Here is a 14,584-nt window from a genome sequence, read left to right as displayed (position 1 = left end):
CAGGTGCCCCGGATTCTCGTCGTCGAGGATGAAGAACCGCTGACGCTGCTTCTGCGCTACAACCTGGAGGCGGAAGGCTATTCCGTCGACACGGTCGGGCGCGGCGACGATGCGGAATTGCGCCTTCTGGAAGAGGCGCCCGACCTCCTGGTCCTCGATTGGATGCTGCCGGGCCTTTCCGGCATCGAACTCTGCCGACGCGTTCGAATGCGCGAGGCGACCGCAAAACTCCCCGTCATCATGCTGACGGCGCGCGGCGAGGAAGACGAGCGCATCCGCGGGCTCGCCACCGGCGCCGACGATTATGTCGTCAAACCCTTCTCGGTGCCGGAGCTGATGGCCCGCGTGAAGGCGCTCCTGCGCCGCACGCGTCCGGAAATGGTCGCCGACAAGCTCGCCGCCGGCGATCTCGAACTCGACCGCGGCACCTTCCGCGTCTTCCGCGGGGGCCGCGAGATCCATCTCGGCCCGACGGAATTCCGGCTTCTGGAATTCCTGATGCGCAGCCCGGGACGCGTCTTCACCCGCGAGCAGCTCTTGAACGGCGTCTGGGGCCGCGACGTCTATGTCGACGAACGCACCGTCGATGTGCATGTCGGCCGCCTCAGAAAGGCGATCAACCGCGGCCGCATGCGCGACCCGATCCGCACCGTCCGCGGCGCCGGCTACGCCCTCAACGAACAGTTCGTCACGACCTGATTTTTTCGGGACAGTCCCGCCGGGATCTGCGGTGATGAGGAGGCGAGAGCTTCTTCGTTCCCGTGTGGCTTCGCTCCGACGTCGGCCAGGAAGCGCGTCCCCTCCCTCATCGCTGCAACTGAAGAACAGGGCCTGCGGCAGGCTCCCTTCCTCTCCCCTCTGGGGAGAGGCGCCCGCTGCAACGCCCTTGCGTCAGATGCGCTCGTCATCCTCAAGTCGAGGGGAAGAGCGTCCAGCAGGCAACTCGCCGAAAAACCCTATTTCGTCCCGTACATGCGGTCGCCGGCATCGCCGAGGCCCGGCAGAATATAGCCGTGCTCGTTCAGATGGCTGTCGATCGCGGCCGTCACCACCGGCACGTCCGGATGGGCGGCACGGAAGCGTTCCACGCCTTCGGGCGCGGCGAGCAGGCAGACGAAGCGGATGTCCTTCGCCCCGCGCTCTTTCAGGCGCTGGATCGCGGCGATTGCGGAATTTGACGTCGCCAGCATCGGATCGACGGCGATGACGACGCGTTCGTGCAGATCTTCCGGCGCCTTGAAGTAATATTCCACCGGCTGCAGCGTCTCCGGATCGCGGTAGAGCCCGACATGGGCGACGCGGGCCGCCGGCACCAGATCGAGCATGCCTTCCAGAAGGCCGTTGCCGGCGCGCAGGATGGAGGCGAAGACGAGCTTCTTGCCGGCCAGGGTCGGCGCCTCCATCGTGGCGAGCGGCGTCTCGATGGTCGTCGTCGTCAATTCCAGGTCGCGCGTCGCCTCATAGGTCAAAAGTGCTGCAATCTCGCGCAACAGGCGGCGGAAACTCGCCGTGGACGTGCCCTTGTCGCGCATGATCGTCAGCTTGTGCTGCACCATCGGATGATCGACGACGGTCACATCCCGTCTCGTTGAAGCGTCCACGCCCCTCTCCTTCTCGTCTCTTGTTCGTCGGCGGCTTCTGTCTCACCCTGGGTGAAATGGGTCACGGCACCAAGGTCAACCCGCCGCCTTGAACCGAAAGGCGATATTCACCGGCGAAATCGCCTCAGATCAGGCTCGCGCCCGCGGCAAGAGGCGGCAGGGCAAGATGTGCCGACAGCGTCTGGCCGACATCGGCATAGGTCGAAAGCTCGCCCGCCGGACGCCCTTCGATGCCCGGACCGAAGGCCAGAACCGGCACGGTTTCACGTGTGTGGTCGGTGCCCACCCAGGTCGGGTCGTTGCCGTGATCGGCCGTCAGGATGACGAGATCGCCCGGCTTCAACAGCGCAAAGAGCTCCGGCAGGCGGCGATCGAAGGCTTCGAGCGCCGCCGCATAGCCGGCCGGATCGCGGCGATGGCCGAAGATCTGGTCGAAATCGATGAAATTGGTGACGATGAGATCGCCGTCCTTCGCCGCCCGCGCCGCCTCCAGCGTCTTGTCGAACTGGCTCTCGTTCTCCGGCGCCTTCAACGTGTGCGTCACGCCGTGACCTGCAAAAATGTCGGAGATTTTTCCAATCGCCCAGACGTCGCGTCCCGCCTCCTTCGCCTCGTCGAGGAGCGTTCGCGCCGGCGGCGGCACGGAGAAATCCCGCCGGTTGCCGGTGCGCGCGAAAGTCTCCGCGCTGTCGCCCGTAAAGGGGCGGGCGATCACCCGGCCGATGCGGTACGGGTCGCAGAGCTTTCTCGCGATCCGGCAGGTCTCATAGAGACGTTCGAGCCCGAAAGCCTCCTCATGCGCGGCGATCTGGAAGACGCTGTCGGCCGAGGTGTAGCAGATCGGCTTGCCGGTCTTCACATGCTCTTCGCCGAGCTCCGCAATGATCGCCGTCCCCGACGCATGCGTGTTGCCGAGAATGCCCGGCAGCCCCGCTTCGGCGATCAGCGCCTGCGTCAACTCCGCCGGAAACGCCGGCTCGCTTGTCGGAAAGTAACCCCAGGCCTCGCGCAACGGGCAGCCGGCGAGTTCCCAATGGCCCGTCGTCGTGTCCTTGCCGCGCGAGCGTTCGCGGGCAAAGCCCCAGATCGCCTCGGGTTCTGCAACCCGCTCGACACCGGCCGGATAGGCGCCCGACGCCGCCTCCGCCGCCCGGCCGAGGCCCAGCCGGTTCATATTCGGGATGGTGAGCGGGCCTTGCCGCAGCCCGGCGCGGTCGGCCTCGCCGTTGGCGCAGCGCTCGGCGATATGGCCGAGCGTGTTCGCGCCCTCGTCGCCGAATTCCGCCGCGTCCTTCGCCCCGCCGATGCCGACGGAATCCATCACCAGGAAGAAACCGCGCGCCATCATTGCAGCCTTTCGACAATCAGAGGATTGGCCGAAACGGGTGTCTCGGCGATGTGATAGGCTCGCCGGATCGCATGCGCGGCATCGGCGAACGCCTCCTCGTCGCGGGCATGAACGAGGGCCAGCGGATGATCCGGGCCCACCTCGTCGCCGATCGCGGCAAGCTGCGTCACACCGACGGCATGATCGATCGTATCTTCCGCCCGGCGCCGGCCGCCGCCGAGTGTCACCACGGCGACGCCGATCGCGCGTGTGTCGATCGCCTCCACATAGCCCGTACTGGCGGAGCCGACCGAGCGCGTGAACGGCGCTTTCGGCAGATGGCCTTCCGGGTTTTCGACGAAATCCGCGGGTCCGCCGAGCGCGCTCACCATCTTCTGGAAGCGCTCGGCCGCCGCGCCGTTCGCAAGCGCCGCCCGCGCCATCTCCTCGCCAGCCTCCGCGGAGGGCGCAAGGCCGCCCAGCCTCAGCATCTCGCCGACGAGCGCGATGGTGACCTTTTCGAGCCGCCGATCGCGATGCCGGCCGGTCAGGAAATCGACGGCATTCTGCACCTCCACCGCATTGCCGGCGGCCGAAGCGAGCGGCTCGTTCATGTCGGTGATAAGTGCGGCTGCGGGAAGGCCCGCGCCCTTTGCGACCGTCACCAGGCTTTCGGCGAGACGATGCGCATCGGCCGGATCGGCCATGAAGGCGCCGGTGCCCGTCTTCACGTCGAGGACGAGGCCGGAAAGCCCGGCCGCGAGCTTCTTCGACAGGATCGAGGCGGTGATCAGCGGCACCGATTCCACCGTCGCCGTCACGTCGCGGATGCCATAAAAACGCTTGTCGGCCGGGGCGAGATCGCCGGTCTGGCCGATGATGGCGCAGCCCGCCTCCGCCACCACCTTGCGGAAGGTGGCAAGATCCGGCTGCGTCTTATAACCCGGAATGGAATCGAGCTTGTCGAGCGTGCCGCCGGTATGGCCGAGCCCGCGCCCGGAAATCATCGGCACCAGCCCGCCGCAGGCCGCCACGATCGGGGCCAGCATCAACGAGACATTGTCGCCGATACCGCCGGTCGAATGCTTGTCGAGGATGGGCGCGTCCGCCTCCGGCCAGGTCAGAACGTCGCCGGAGCGCGTCATCGCCTGCGTCAGCGCTACGATCTCCGCCTCGTCCATGCCGCGGAAGAAAACGGCCATGGCAAGCGCCGCCACCTGTCCTTCGGTGACGCTGCCGTCCGTCAGCCCTTGCACGAAGAACGTGATCTCGTCGGCGCTCAGCGCCGTGCCGTCGCGCTTGTTGCGGATGATTTCCTGCGGCAGAAAACTCATCTCGCCCCCTCCCCGGAGAAATGCCGCATCAAGATCGCCTCCAGCTTCTCTCCCCCGAGCGGTGCCACGGTCTTCGTCTCCTCATGCGAAAGCTCACGCCCGGTCATGCCGGCCGCATAATTGGTGATGACGGAAAAGGCCGCGACGCGAAGCCCGAGAAAGCGCGCCAGGATGACCTCCGGCACGGTCGACATGCCGATCGCATCGGCACCCAGAATGCGGGCGGCGCGGATTTCCGCCGGCGTCTCGAAGGACGGCCCGCTCACCCACATATAGACCCCTTCGGCGATCTCGCGCCGCGCCTCCTCGGCCGCGACCCGGAAATCGCCGATCAGCACCCGGTCATAGGCCTCCGTCATGCCGACGAAGCGCGCGTCGGAGGCCTCGCAGATCAAGGGATTGGCGCCGAGAAGGCTGATATGGTCGGTGATCTGCATCAGCGAGCCAGGCGGCATGTCCTCGCGCAGGCTGCCGGCGGCATTGGTCAAAATCAGCGTTTCGACGCCGAGAGCTTTGAGCGTCTCGAGCGCCGGGCGCATCACGTCGGCGCGGCCATGCTCATAAAAATGCGAGCGCCCGGCCATGAGCGCCACCGGCGTGCGCCCCAAAATCCCGAGCACCAGCTCACCGGCATGACCGGAGACGGAGGGCCGCGGAAAGCCGTCGAGCTCCGCATAAGGGATCGCCACGGCGTCCTGGAGCTTGCCCGTCAGGCCCGACAGGCCGGAGCCCAGAACGATCGCCGCCTTCGGCGCCATTCCGGCGCGGTCGGCGATGGTCTTTGCGGTTGTCTCGGCTCTCATCATTCCTCGTCCAGATCGAAAGCGAGCGGCAGGAGCGTGCCGAGCGACGCATAGGCGACGGGGCCCGTCGCATCGCAGAGATGCACGAGCGTCTCTTCGGTGCCGAATTCGCGCAGCCGCTGGCGGCAGCCGCCGCAGGGCGTGATGCGTGGCATCTTGGCGGCGAGAATGGCGATTTCGGCAATCTCCCGTTCGCCGGCCGCGACCATCGCCGCGATCGCCGAGGTCTCCGCGCACCAGCCTTCCGGAAAACTCGCATTCTCCACATTGGCGCCGACGAAAATCTTGCCGTTTGCGGTGCGCAGCGCCGCTCCGACGGGAAAATCCGAATAGGGGGCATGCGCGTTCAGCATCGCCTTCCGCGCCGCCTCGAAAAGATCGCGCGCCATTCTAGCGCTCCTTCACGTAAGGGATGCCGCCGGCCTTCGGCGGCACTGCGCGGCCGATGAAGCCTGCGAGCAGGATGACGGTCAAGATATACGGGAGCGCCTGCATGAACTGCACCGGCACCTCGCCGATCACCGGCACGTTGGCGCCCTGCAGGCGGATCGACACGGCATCGAGAAACCCAAAGAGGAAACAGGCGCCCATGGCCGGCCAGGGGCGCCATTTTGCGAAGATTAAGGCGGCGAGCGCGATATAGCCCTTGCCGGCCGACATGTTGACGATGAAGCCCGCCGATTGCGCGATCGCGAGATAGGCACCGGCGATTCCCGTCAGAATGCCGCAGATGATGACGGCCCGGTAGCGCAGGAAGGGGACGGAGACGCCCGCCGTATCGACCGCCGCCGGGTTCTGCCCGACGGCGCGCAGCCTCAGGCCGAAACGGGTGCGAAACAGCACCCACCAGGTGAGCGGCACCATCAGGAAGGCGACATAGACGATGAGATTGTGCCCGGAAATGAGCTCGTAATAGATCTCGCCCACGACGGGCACGTCCCGCAGCGCCTCTGCCCCCGGCAGGGTGATCGCGCCGAAGCGCGCATCGCCACCGAGCTGCGGCGTGCGCCCGCCCTGCGAAAACCAGGCCTGACCGAGAAGCGCCGTCATGCCGGCCGCGAGAAAGTTGATCGCGACGCCCGAGACGATCTGATTGCCGCGCTGGGTGATGGAGGCAAAACCATGCACCAGCGCCAGCACGATGGAGGCCGCGATTGCGGCGAGAAGCCCGAGCCAGGCGGAGCCCGTCCAATAGGCGGCGGCCGCCGCAAAGAAGGCGCCGGCCAGCATCTTGCCTTCCAGGCCGATGTCGAAAATGCCGGAACGTTCCGAATAAAGCCCGGCGAGACAGGCGAGAAGCAGCGGCGTTGCGAGCCGCACCGAAGAATCCAGGATGAGGACGATCGTGGTCAGATCCATCTTCGTCTCCCTCCGGCTCGCACTCTCCCCCGCCTCACGACCTCTCCTCCTCGGCCACGACGCGCTCGCGTTGGCTCGTCGACATCAGCGCAAACGCCCGCCCGATCCCTGGCCGGAACATGTGTTCGAGCGCGCCGGCAAAGAGAATGACGAGCGCCTGGATGACGACGATCATGTCGCGCGAGATCGTCGGCATGTCGAAGGCGAGCTCCGCGCCGCCCTGATAGAGCATGCCGAAGAGAAATGCCGCGAGCACCACGCCGACGGGATGCGCGCGGCCCATCAGAGCGACCGCGATGCCGACGAAGCCCGCGCCCTGAACGAAATCGATCTGCAGCCGCTGCTGGTCGCCCATCACCGGGTTCAAAGCCATCAGCCCGGCGAGCCCGCCGGAGACGAGCATCGTGACGATGGTGATCTTCACCGTCGAAATGCCGGCATAGACGGCAGCCGTCGGATTGAGGCCCGTGGCGCGGATCTCGTAGCCGATCTTCGTGCGCCAGATGAAATAATAGACGAAGACGCAGGCCGCGAGCGCGACGAAGATCGAGATATTGGCGGGCGCCGCCCCCATATCCGCGCCGAAGAGATGGAAGAGCCCGCCGAGCTCCGGCAGCGTGCCACCCGCCTCGAAGGTGCGGGTTTCCGGCTGCATGGAGCCGACCGGCGACAGATGGTCGACGAGGAGCCAGACCATCAGCGAAGAGGCGATGAAATTGAACATGATCGTCGTGATGACGATGTGGCTGCCGCGCTTTGCCTGCAGATAGGCCGGAATGAGCGCCCAGGCGGCGCCGAAGAGCGCGGCCAGGACCGTCGCGACCGGCAGTGTCACCCACCAAGGCACATAGCGGTCGAGCGCCAAGGCCGCGACGGCGACGCCGAGGCCGCCCAGATAGGCCTGGCCCTCGCCGCCGATATTGAAAAGGCCGGCATGGAAGGCGACGGCCACCGCGAGCCCCGTGAAGATGAAGTTCGTCGTATAAAAGAGCGTGAAGCCGACGCCCTCGCCGAAGCCGAGTGCCCCCCAGATCAGGATTTTTACCGCTTCCAGCGGGTTCTCGCCGATGAAGAGCACGACGAGGCCGGCGACCAGGAACGCCACGACGACATTGACGAGCGGGATGACGCCGACCTCGACCCATGTCGGCAGCTTTTCGAACGGCGCGCTCATGCTTTTGGCTCCGCTGCGCTCGCGCGGCCCATTTCGCCCTCCGCTTGAGCTTCCTCAGCGCTCTCCCCTTCACCCTCCTCCGGCGTCACGCCGGCCATCATCAGGCCGAGCTCGCCTTCCGAGGCCTGGGGCCCGCGCTCGCCGACGATCTTGCCGGCGAACATGACGAGGATGCGGTCCGACAGCGCGCGGATCTCGTCGAGCTCCACGGAGACGAGGAGGATCGCCTTGCCCGCGTCCCGCATCGCCACGAGCTGGTGGTGGATGAACTCGATCGCGCCGATATCGACGCCTCTGGTCGGCTGGCCGACGAGGAGCACGTCCGGGTCGCGCTCCATCTCGCGGGCGAGCACGATCTTCTGCTGGTTGCCGCCGGAAAAATTCGCCGTCTTCAGCCGCGGGTCGGGCGGGCGGATGTCGTATTGCTGCATCTTCTCGCGCGCTTCCGCCTCGATCGCGCTTCGGTCGAGAAAGGCGCCGCGCCCATAGGCCTTGTCGCGGTGATAGCCCAAGATGGCGTTCTCGTTTTCTTCAAAGCCCATGACGAGGCCCATGCGGTGGCGATCTTCCGGCACATGCGCGAGCTTTGAACGCCGGCGCATCGCCGGATCGGCGCGGCGGGCGAGATCCTCGCCGTCGGCCAGACGAATTTCGCCCGACGTCGCGGGGCGGATCCCCGACAGCGCCTCCAGAAGCTCCGACTGGCCGTTGCCGGAGACGCCGGCAATGCCGACGATCTCACCGGCGCGCACCTCAAACGACACGTCCGACACCCGCGCCACGCCGTTGCCGTCGACGACGGAGAGGTTTTTCACCGTCAACAGCGGTGCCCCCGGCGCCGCCTCGCCCTTTTCCACGCGCAAGAGCACATGCCGACCGACCATCAGCTCGGCGAGCTGTTCCGGCGTCGTCTCGGCGGTCGCAAGCGTCGCCACGATCTCGCCGCGGCGCATGATCGAGACATTGTCCGTGATCGCCATGATCTCGCGCAGCTTGTGGGTGATCAAAATCACCGTCTTTCCCTGGCTCTTCAGCTGGCGAAGGATGCGGAAGAGGTGATCGGCCTCCGACGGCGTCAGAACGCCCGTCGGCTCGTCCAGGATGAGCGTATCGGCGCCGCGAAACAGCGCCTTCAGGATTTCCACGCGCTGCTGCAGCCCGACCGGCAGATCGCCGACGACGGCATCGGGATCGACCTGCAGCTCGTATTCGCGTTCGAGCCGTTGCAATTCCGCCCGCGCCCGGTTCACCCCCGCCTTCAGAAGCGTGCCGCCCTCCGCCCCGAGGATGACGTTTTCCAGAACCGTGAAATTGTCGACCAGCATGAAATGCTGATGCACCATGCCGATGCCGGCCTTGATGGCATCGTCCGGCGAGGTGATTTTTCGCTTCTCGCCGCGCACGAAAATGTCGCCGGAATCGGCCTCGTAAAACCCGTAGAGGATCGACATCAGCGTCGATTTGCCGGCCCCGTTCTCTCCGACGATGCCGTGGATCGTGCCTTCTTCGACGACGAGGTCGATGTTGCGGTTGGCCTGGACCGCGCCGAAACTCTTGCTGATGCCGGAGAGCGCGATCGCCGCGGGCGCCTGCATGTCGAGCTCGCCCGGCATCCGGCCCGGCACCTCATCACCGGACATCATCGGCCCTCGCCCCCAGACGCGGTATGGGCCGCCTCATGGGCGGCCGGCTTTCTGCCCTTGGGACCTCCGCCCGGGCAAGCCCTGGCTGCGCGGGTTCTTGCCACCAGGGTCGCCCCCGCGCGAACTCGCGTTGCCCGAATCTTGCCCGCCCGAACGCCCGTTGCACGAACCCTGCCGGCCCGCACCTTGCCGGCCCGAACCTTGCTCATCCGAACCGATGCGGCCTCATACCCGCCTTTCGGCCGGGCGGCCTTTGCTTGCGGATCGTCTGTGTCGGGTCGGTCCGTTCTGAAATTCATGCAAGGCAAAACGCGTGGCAGGCCGGAACATGGCCGGATGGGACGGCTTTCGGCCATCCTGGCACGCCCGGCCGCCGCTTGCACGCCGAAATCATCCGTCACGAGCGCCCGAATCCCGGCTTTTTCCCCTGCCGCGGCGTCAGGTTTTTCGGCTGCCGCTACGTCAGGTATTCGACCGCCACGGCCGATCTCCAAGCACGGACGCCAGCGATGGGGTGTTCTTCCCCCTCTGTGTTCCTGGGGGGGGAGGTGGCGTCGAAGGCGTCGGATGTGGGTGACACCTCGATGCACTCAGGCGCCAGCGATGGGGCCTTCTTCTCCCCGCCCCTGTTCCTTGGGGGGAGAAGGTGGCGCCAAAGGCGCCGGATGAGGGGTGATCTCTCAATTCGCCTCAGAGCCCGCAGCAACGCCACCCCTCACCGCCCGCTGCGCGGGCACCTCTCCCCAGAGGGGCGAGGAAAGGTGCTCGTGGTATCGGCGGGAGATCCGCGACCAAGCGAGATCGACGAAACCCCTACCGCATCGCCTGACGAGGCCCCCGTTCCGTTCCCAAAATCAGCGCATAGAACCCGCCGGAGCGCGCCGAAGGCGCCACCGCGCCGGCGAAGCCGATCTCCGTTACATAGGCGTTGCGCAAATTCTTCTCATGCCCCGGCGAGGCGACCCAGCCCTGGAATGCCGCCGCCTCGCTCTTGTAGCCGCCGCCGAGGTTTTCCGCGATCGCGCCCCAATCATAGCCAACGGCCGCCACCCGCTTCGGCAGTTTCCCGGCGACGGTATGGCTGATGTCGTTTTCCCGCGCCATCGCCAGCGCCTGGCGCTCGGCCACCACGTTCAGCCGCGGCGACACGGTGACCGGCCCGAGCCCGTGGCGCGCCCGATACTCCGTCACCATCGCCCGCATCGCCGCCTCGTCGACCGGCACATTGCGCGCCTCGAATTGTTCGGATGGCCCGGCACAGGCGGCGAGGAGAAGCGTGAGAAGAAACACGAAGCGCATGGAACGACCCTGAAGAAACGATGCGGTGGGACAATGATCTCGCAGAACGCGCGATGCGTCGACCTGCCTGCCGCGCATCCTCTCGGCAAGTCTCAAAGGCCTTCGTCCACACCGCGTTTCATGCCGCCGGCTTCCGTGTCGGGAGGCCGGGTTCCGAGCGCGATCGTCAGATCGTCGCTGCCGCCCGCGGGCGGGTGAAACCGCACGGCTTTGCCCGCATATCGTGCCGGCAGAGCGATCTCGACGAGCCGCCCGGATCCCGCCCCCTCGAAGGGGATGGACAGCCCCGGCCGGTGATCCGCCCCGCGCGGCGGCGGCAAAAACAGGCGGCTCGGCCCCTCCGCGCTCGTGCGGAAGCGGATGCGAAGGCATGGCGGCTCATTCCCCTCCGGCATCAAAATGCGAAGATCGCCTCCCGAAAGCCGCGTGACGCCGGATGCCGCCTCCGTTCCGTCCGTCCTCACCGCAGAGGGCGGCGCGTAACGGCAGCTCCTTGCCGTCTCCTGGTTCACCCGCAGCAGACCCTGGCCGATCGGGCTTTGCCAGTTGAACGGCCCCTCGCGGACGCGCAGGAAAAAGCGCCGCTCCACAGAATTGATGAGAAAGAGGCTCGGGCGCCGGCTCAACGCCGCAAGCAGGGCCTCGGTCTCGCCCCCGTCCGTGCCGATCTTGTCGATTTCGAGATCCGTCGCGCCCGGAAACAGGATGCGGGTCTTGTCGGCCGCAGCGATATAGAAGGAATCGTGGAGGACGAGGGCATGCGCAAGTCCGCCTCCCGCCGCCTGCGTGAACGGCCCGGCCCAATAGGTGGGAAAAGTGTCCGCCACCTCCAGCTCCGGCAGGCTCAGCATGCTGGTGCGCAGATCCGTGGGTTTTGCCACGGGAACCGCCTGATCCGCTTCGGGAAGGCCCGGATCGGTGCCGAAGAGCGCCTTCGTCAGCTGCCGCATCGCCGCCGCCTGGCCGAGTTCGTTCCAATGCGTGTCGGTGGCGAAATAGAGGTCTTTTGCCGGATCAACGTCCCGCATGGCCTCCAGATGGTCAATGACCGGCGCGCCGAGATCGCGCGCAATCGCCCGCCAGCGCGCTGCGGCTTCAAGCTTGCAGCCGGCGAGCGCGCCCGCCCGCAGGCCGAGATGCTCCGGCTCGGCGACCGATTTGTCCGGCGAGACGCTGACGACGAAGCGGATGCCGGCCCCCTCCGCCACCGCCCGCAGCGCCTCCAGCGTGTCGAGCGCGGCGATGATCGCCTCGTCCCCCAGGCATTGTCGGGGGCCGAACTGATACTTGTAGAAGAGCCAATCCCCGGCGCCCGAAATCACGTTGTTGGTGTCGACCGCATCGAAGAGGCGGTAGTCGATATAAGATTTCGCCCGGCTCGCGAGATGGCGCGCCATCGTCCGATTGACCAGCTGCGTGACGATCTGATTGCGGTAGCGGTCCTTCGATTGCAGCATTTTGTGCCAGATGAAGGGACGCTCGGGCGCAGAGTTGGTCCGTTGCGGCCCGAAAGCGGCGAGGCTCGCCAGAGGCGCGAGCAGAAACAGGACAAACACGCAGGCGGTGAGATATCGGGCCATCGTCCTCGTCCTAGAAGCGGAAATAGAGGAAGGGCGAATAGGCCTGCGGCAAGATGAAAAGCGCCAGCAGCAGGCCCGTTGCGGCGATGAAGAGGGCACGCGCCGGCTCGGCGAAGCGGGAGCGGGCCGGCCGTGCGACGACGACACCGAGCGGCGTGTACTGGCCCTGGGCGAGCGCCGCCGCGCTCGCCAGAAGCAGGACGAGAACGGTGAGCGGCGTCAGCGCGCCCACCATCAGTGGTGCGAGCGACCAGGCATCGCCGGCGAGCGGAGAGGCCATCGCCTTCAGGAAGGCCGCAAACTGCGCGAGATCGTTCGCCTTGAAGAGGACCCAGCCGACCACCACCACCGGCGCCAGATAGACAAGGCGCACAAGCGCGCCGCGCTGATCCCCCGCCTGCCGCCCCCAGACGAGCCGCTCCAGGATCAGGAAGGCGCCGTGATAAAGGCCCCAGAGAACGAAGGTCCAGGCGGCGCCGTGCCAGAGCCCCGTGGCGAAGAAGACGATCGCCAGATTGGCGTAAGTGCGGGCCGGGCCGCGGCGGTTGCCGCCGAGCGGGATGTAGAGATAGTCGCGAAACCAGGTCGACAGCGAGATGTGCCAGCGGCGCCAGAACTCCGTCACCGTTTTGGCCGCATAAGGATGGTTGAAATTCTCGCGAAAGCGGATGCCGAACATCATGGCGATGCCGATCGCCATATCGGAATAGCCTGAGAAATCGAAATAGATCTGGATCGTGTAGGCGATGGCGCCGATCCAGGCGGTGGCGAAGGTCACGTCGCCATTCGCCACGCCGAAGGCCGCGTCGGCCGCCCGCGCCGCCGTGTCGGCGATGATCACCTTCTTCGTCAGGCCCATCATGAAACGGCAGGCACCGGCATTGAAGAGGTCGAACGAGGCGGAAGGCGCACGGAAATCTGCGGCGACATCGCGGTAGCGCACGATCGGGCCGGCGATCAGCTGCGGGAAGAACGATTGATAGGCGCCGAAGAGGATCGGGTTGCGCGCCGCCGCCACCTCCCCGCGCCAGACGTCGATGACGTAAGAAATGCCCTGAAACGTATAGAACGAGATGCCGATCGGCAGGACGATGTCGGCGGCAAAGCCCTTGGCGAATTCGAGCCCGGTCAGATCCACGTTGGAGAGCAGGAAGGCCGTATATTTGAAGAAGCCGAGGATCGCGAGGTTCGCCGCCACGACACCGATCAGAACGCCGCGACTGCGGGTTTTGTCGATCAACAGCGCGCCGAGAAAATTGATGGTGATGCTCGCCAGGAAGACGAGCGTCAGCGCCCCCGACGACCAGAAGAAGAACACCATGCTCGACAAAAACACGGTGAGCGGAAAGTAGCGGCTGTGGCGTGTCGCAATGCCGGCGAAAAGCGCCGCCGGCAGGAAAAAGAAGACGAAGACCTGAGAAGAAAAGACCACCGCGCCCCCGCTCTGCCTTTCGGTCTACGCGGTTTTGAGCGCAGCCTCGCGCGGGTTATAAGCGTTGAGCGCGGCGACCTTCCAGCCCCTCGCTTGCCGTCGGTCTGATCGACCGACGCGTCTCAAAGTTTTCAGACGGTCGCACCGGCGGGTCGAAGCGCCATAACGAGAATGAGGCTCGGCATCGGACCTCTCACCGTTCCCGGATCTGCCGCAGGCGCGTGCTCTTCATCGGAAGCTCTAACATCGCTCATTGAGCGCGCGAGCGAATGCCGGAGGAAGGTTCTCGTCGATCAGAACCTTCACGCCGCCTTCAGGTCTTGCTCGAAGCGGACGGCATCGCGGACGATTTCGGGCGCCACCTCGAAGAAATACGCCACCCGCTTCACCGAGCCCTCAGCCTCGACCGCATCAGCAAGGGCCGCGGTCGGCACGCCGGAAGCGGCAGTGATCGGCTTGCCGAAAGAACGCTCCGGATCGATGACGATGGAATCCCTGCCGTGAAACGGCCGCCACCGCACGACGGCCTCGTCTTCCAGATCGAGGTCCTTGAACGTGCGCTCCACGATCCGGCCGAAGGCATATTGCCCCTTCTTCAGATCGAGAAGCTCCGCCTCTCCGCTTTCGCGGAGCGATTTCAGAAAAATGGTTTCACCGTCGGTTCGGAAACGCCGCGTCGAAAAGGCGTGTGTCTCGCCGACGATCTCCTGCGCCCGAGCGAGGCACGTGCGGATGGTCTTCAAGCCGAGGCCGGCATCCAGAAACGCTTTGACGAAGCGCAACTCGACGAGGTCGCGGAAACCGAGCTCCAGAGCTTCGTCGAATTCCGCCAATTCCGATTCCCAAAAAGGCGGCACGTCGCGGCGAAGGCCGTCGCGACGATAGCTGTAGCCGGAAAGCCAGCGGCGGATCTTGGCCGGCGAGGTCTTCAAAAGACGCGCGGCTTCAGGCGCCGAATAGGCCCCGATCCCGAACGGAAAGCCGCTCACCTTTTCAGATACACGCGCGTCCATGGGCTGATCTTAGCCGGTT

At 66.0% G+C, this 14,584-nt stretch carries 13 protein-coding genes; 1 reads left to right on the top strand and 12 read right to left on the bottom strand.

Annotated features, from left to right (window positions below):
• The first annotated feature begins 3 nt into the window (after window positions 1–3).
• On the top strand, window positions 4–699 hold the full coding sequence (gene phoB / locus EO094_RS09885; protein ID WP_128293256.1) for a phosphate regulon transcriptional regulator PhoB: 696 nt from the start codon (window positions 4–6) through the stop codon (window positions 697–699).
• 257 nt (window positions 700–956) lie between these two features.
• Here phoB and upp read toward each other — a convergent pair whose 3' ends face one another.
• From upp to EO094_RS09825, 12 genes are all read right to left on the bottom strand, one after another.
• Window positions 957–1,601 (bottom strand): uracil phosphoribosyltransferase, encoded by a 645-nt coding sequence (gene upp / locus EO094_RS09880; RefSeq protein ID WP_281275247.1) that lies wholly within the window; start codon window positions 1,599–1,601, stop codon window positions 957–959.
• A 124-nt stretch (window positions 1,602–1,725) separates the two neighbouring features.
• Complete coding sequence (locus tag EO094_RS09875) at window positions 1,726–2,946, bottom strand: phosphopentomutase (RefSeq protein WP_128293252.1); 1,221 nt, start codon at window positions 2,944–2,946, stop codon at window positions 1,726–1,728.
• Window positions 2,946–4,262: a thymidine phosphorylase gene (gene deoA, locus EO094_RS09870; protein WP_128292145.1), complete on the bottom strand. Its 1,317-nt coding sequence runs from the start codon at window positions 4,260–4,262 to the stop codon at window positions 2,946–2,948. The genes EO094_RS09875 and deoA overlap by 1 nt, the downstream gene beginning before the upstream one ends.
• A complete protein-coding gene (locus EO094_RS09865) occupies window positions 4,259–5,065 on the bottom strand; it encodes a purine-nucleoside phosphorylase (protein ID WP_128292144.1) in 807 nt (268 codons plus the stop codon). The genes deoA and EO094_RS09865 overlap by 4 nt, the downstream gene beginning before the upstream one ends.
• Complete coding sequence (gene cdd, locus EO094_RS09860; protein WP_128292143.1) at window positions 5,065–5,454, bottom strand: cytidine deaminase; 390 nt, start codon at window positions 5,452–5,454, stop codon at window positions 5,065–5,067. Before cdd ends, EO094_RS09865 begins: the two co-directional genes overlap by 1 nt.
• A 1-nt stretch (window position 5,455) precedes the next feature.
• Window positions 5,456–6,424, bottom strand: a complete 969-nt coding sequence (locus EO094_RS09855) for an ABC transporter permease (RefSeq protein WP_128292142.1) — start codon at window positions 6,422–6,424, stop codon at window positions 5,456–5,458.
• Window positions 6,425–6,458: 34 nt separating this feature from the next.
• A complete protein-coding gene (locus tag EO094_RS09850) occupies window positions 6,459–7,598 on the bottom strand; it encodes an ABC transporter permease (protein ID WP_128292141.1) in 1,140 nt (379 codons plus the stop codon).
• Window positions 7,595–9,238 (bottom strand): ABC transporter ATP-binding protein, encoded by a 1,644-nt coding sequence (locus tag EO094_RS09845; RefSeq protein ID WP_281275256.1) that lies wholly within the window; start codon window positions 9,236–9,238, stop codon window positions 7,595–7,597. Before EO094_RS09845 ends, EO094_RS09850 begins: the two co-directional genes overlap by 4 nt.
• Window positions 9,239–10,054: 816 nt before the next feature.
• Window positions 10,055–10,540, bottom strand: a complete 486-nt coding sequence (locus EO094_RS18455; RefSeq protein ID WP_164879617.1) for a CAP domain-containing protein — start codon at window positions 10,538–10,540, stop codon at window positions 10,055–10,057.
• 92 nt (window positions 10,541–10,632) lie between these two features.
• Window positions 10,633–12,120 (bottom strand): alginate O-acetyltransferase AlgX-related protein, encoded by a 1,488-nt coding sequence (locus tag EO094_RS09835; RefSeq protein ID WP_128292139.1) that lies wholly within the window; start codon window positions 12,118–12,120, stop codon window positions 10,633–10,635.
• A 10-nt stretch (window positions 12,121–12,130) separates the two neighbouring features.
• The gene (locus EO094_RS09830) at window positions 12,131–13,552 is read right to left on the bottom strand and encodes an MBOAT family O-acyltransferase (RefSeq protein WP_128292138.1); all 1,422 of its coding nucleotides are present in this window, start codon (window positions 13,550–13,552) and stop codon (window positions 12,131–12,133) included.
• 302 nt (window positions 13,553–13,854) lie between these two features.
• Window positions 13,855–14,565, bottom strand: a complete 711-nt coding sequence (locus EO094_RS09825) for a hypothetical protein (protein WP_128292137.1) — start codon at window positions 14,563–14,565, stop codon at window positions 13,855–13,857.
• Between the last annotated feature and the right edge of the window lie 19 nt (window positions 14,566–14,584).

Origin of the sequence: Afifella aestuarii (genome assembly GCF_004023665.1) — a bacterium.
Classification (GTDB): Bacteria; Pseudomonadota; Alphaproteobacteria; order Rhizobiales; family Afifellaceae; genus Afifella; species Afifella aestuarii.
The sequence above is the reverse complement of the archived record's forward strand: the minus strand, read 5'-3'. Positions and strand labels throughout refer to the sequence as shown.

What these genes read in the sequence shown, in the direction of transcription:
- EO094_RS09875 (WP_128293252.1), bottom strand. Translation starts at nt 2,946, where the DNA reads ATGGCGCGCGGTTTCTTCCTGGTGATGGATTCCGTCGGCATCGGCGGG.
- EO094_RS09845 (WP_281275256.1), bottom strand. Translation starts at nt 9,238, where the DNA reads ATGTCCGGTGATGAGGTGCCGGGCCGGATGCCGGGCGAGCTCGACATG.
- cdd (WP_128292143.1), bottom strand. Translation starts at nt 5,454, where the DNA reads ATGGCGCGCGATCTTTTCGAGGCGGCGCGGAAGGCGATGCTGAACGCG.
- EO094_RS09825 (WP_128292137.1), bottom strand. Translation starts at nt 14,565, where the DNA reads ATGGACGCGCGTGTATCTGAAAAGGTGAGCGGCTTTCCGTTCGGGATC.
- EO094_RS09850 (WP_128292141.1), bottom strand. Translation starts at nt 7,598, where the DNA reads ATGAGCGCGCCGTTCGAAAAGCTGCCGACATGGGTCGAGGTCGGCGTC.
- deoA (WP_128292145.1), bottom strand. Translation starts at nt 4,262, where the DNA reads ATGAGTTTTCTGCCGCAGGAAATCATCCGCAACAAGCGCGACGGCACG.
- EO094_RS09835 (WP_128292139.1), bottom strand. Translation starts at nt 12,120, where the DNA reads ATGGCCCGATATCTCACCGCCTGCGTGTTTGTCCTGTTTCTGCTCGCG.
- EO094_RS09865 (WP_128292144.1), bottom strand. Translation starts at nt 5,065, where the DNA reads ATGAGAGCCGAGACAACCGCAAAGACCATCGCCGACCGCGCCGGAATG.
- EO094_RS09855 (WP_128292142.1), bottom strand. Translation starts at nt 6,424, where the DNA reads ATGGATCTGACCACGATCGTCCTCATCCTGGATTCTTCGGTGCGGCTC.
- EO094_RS18455 (WP_164879617.1), bottom strand. Translation starts at nt 10,540, where the DNA reads ATGCGCTTCGTGTTTCTTCTCACGCTTCTCCTCGCCGCCTGTGCCGGG.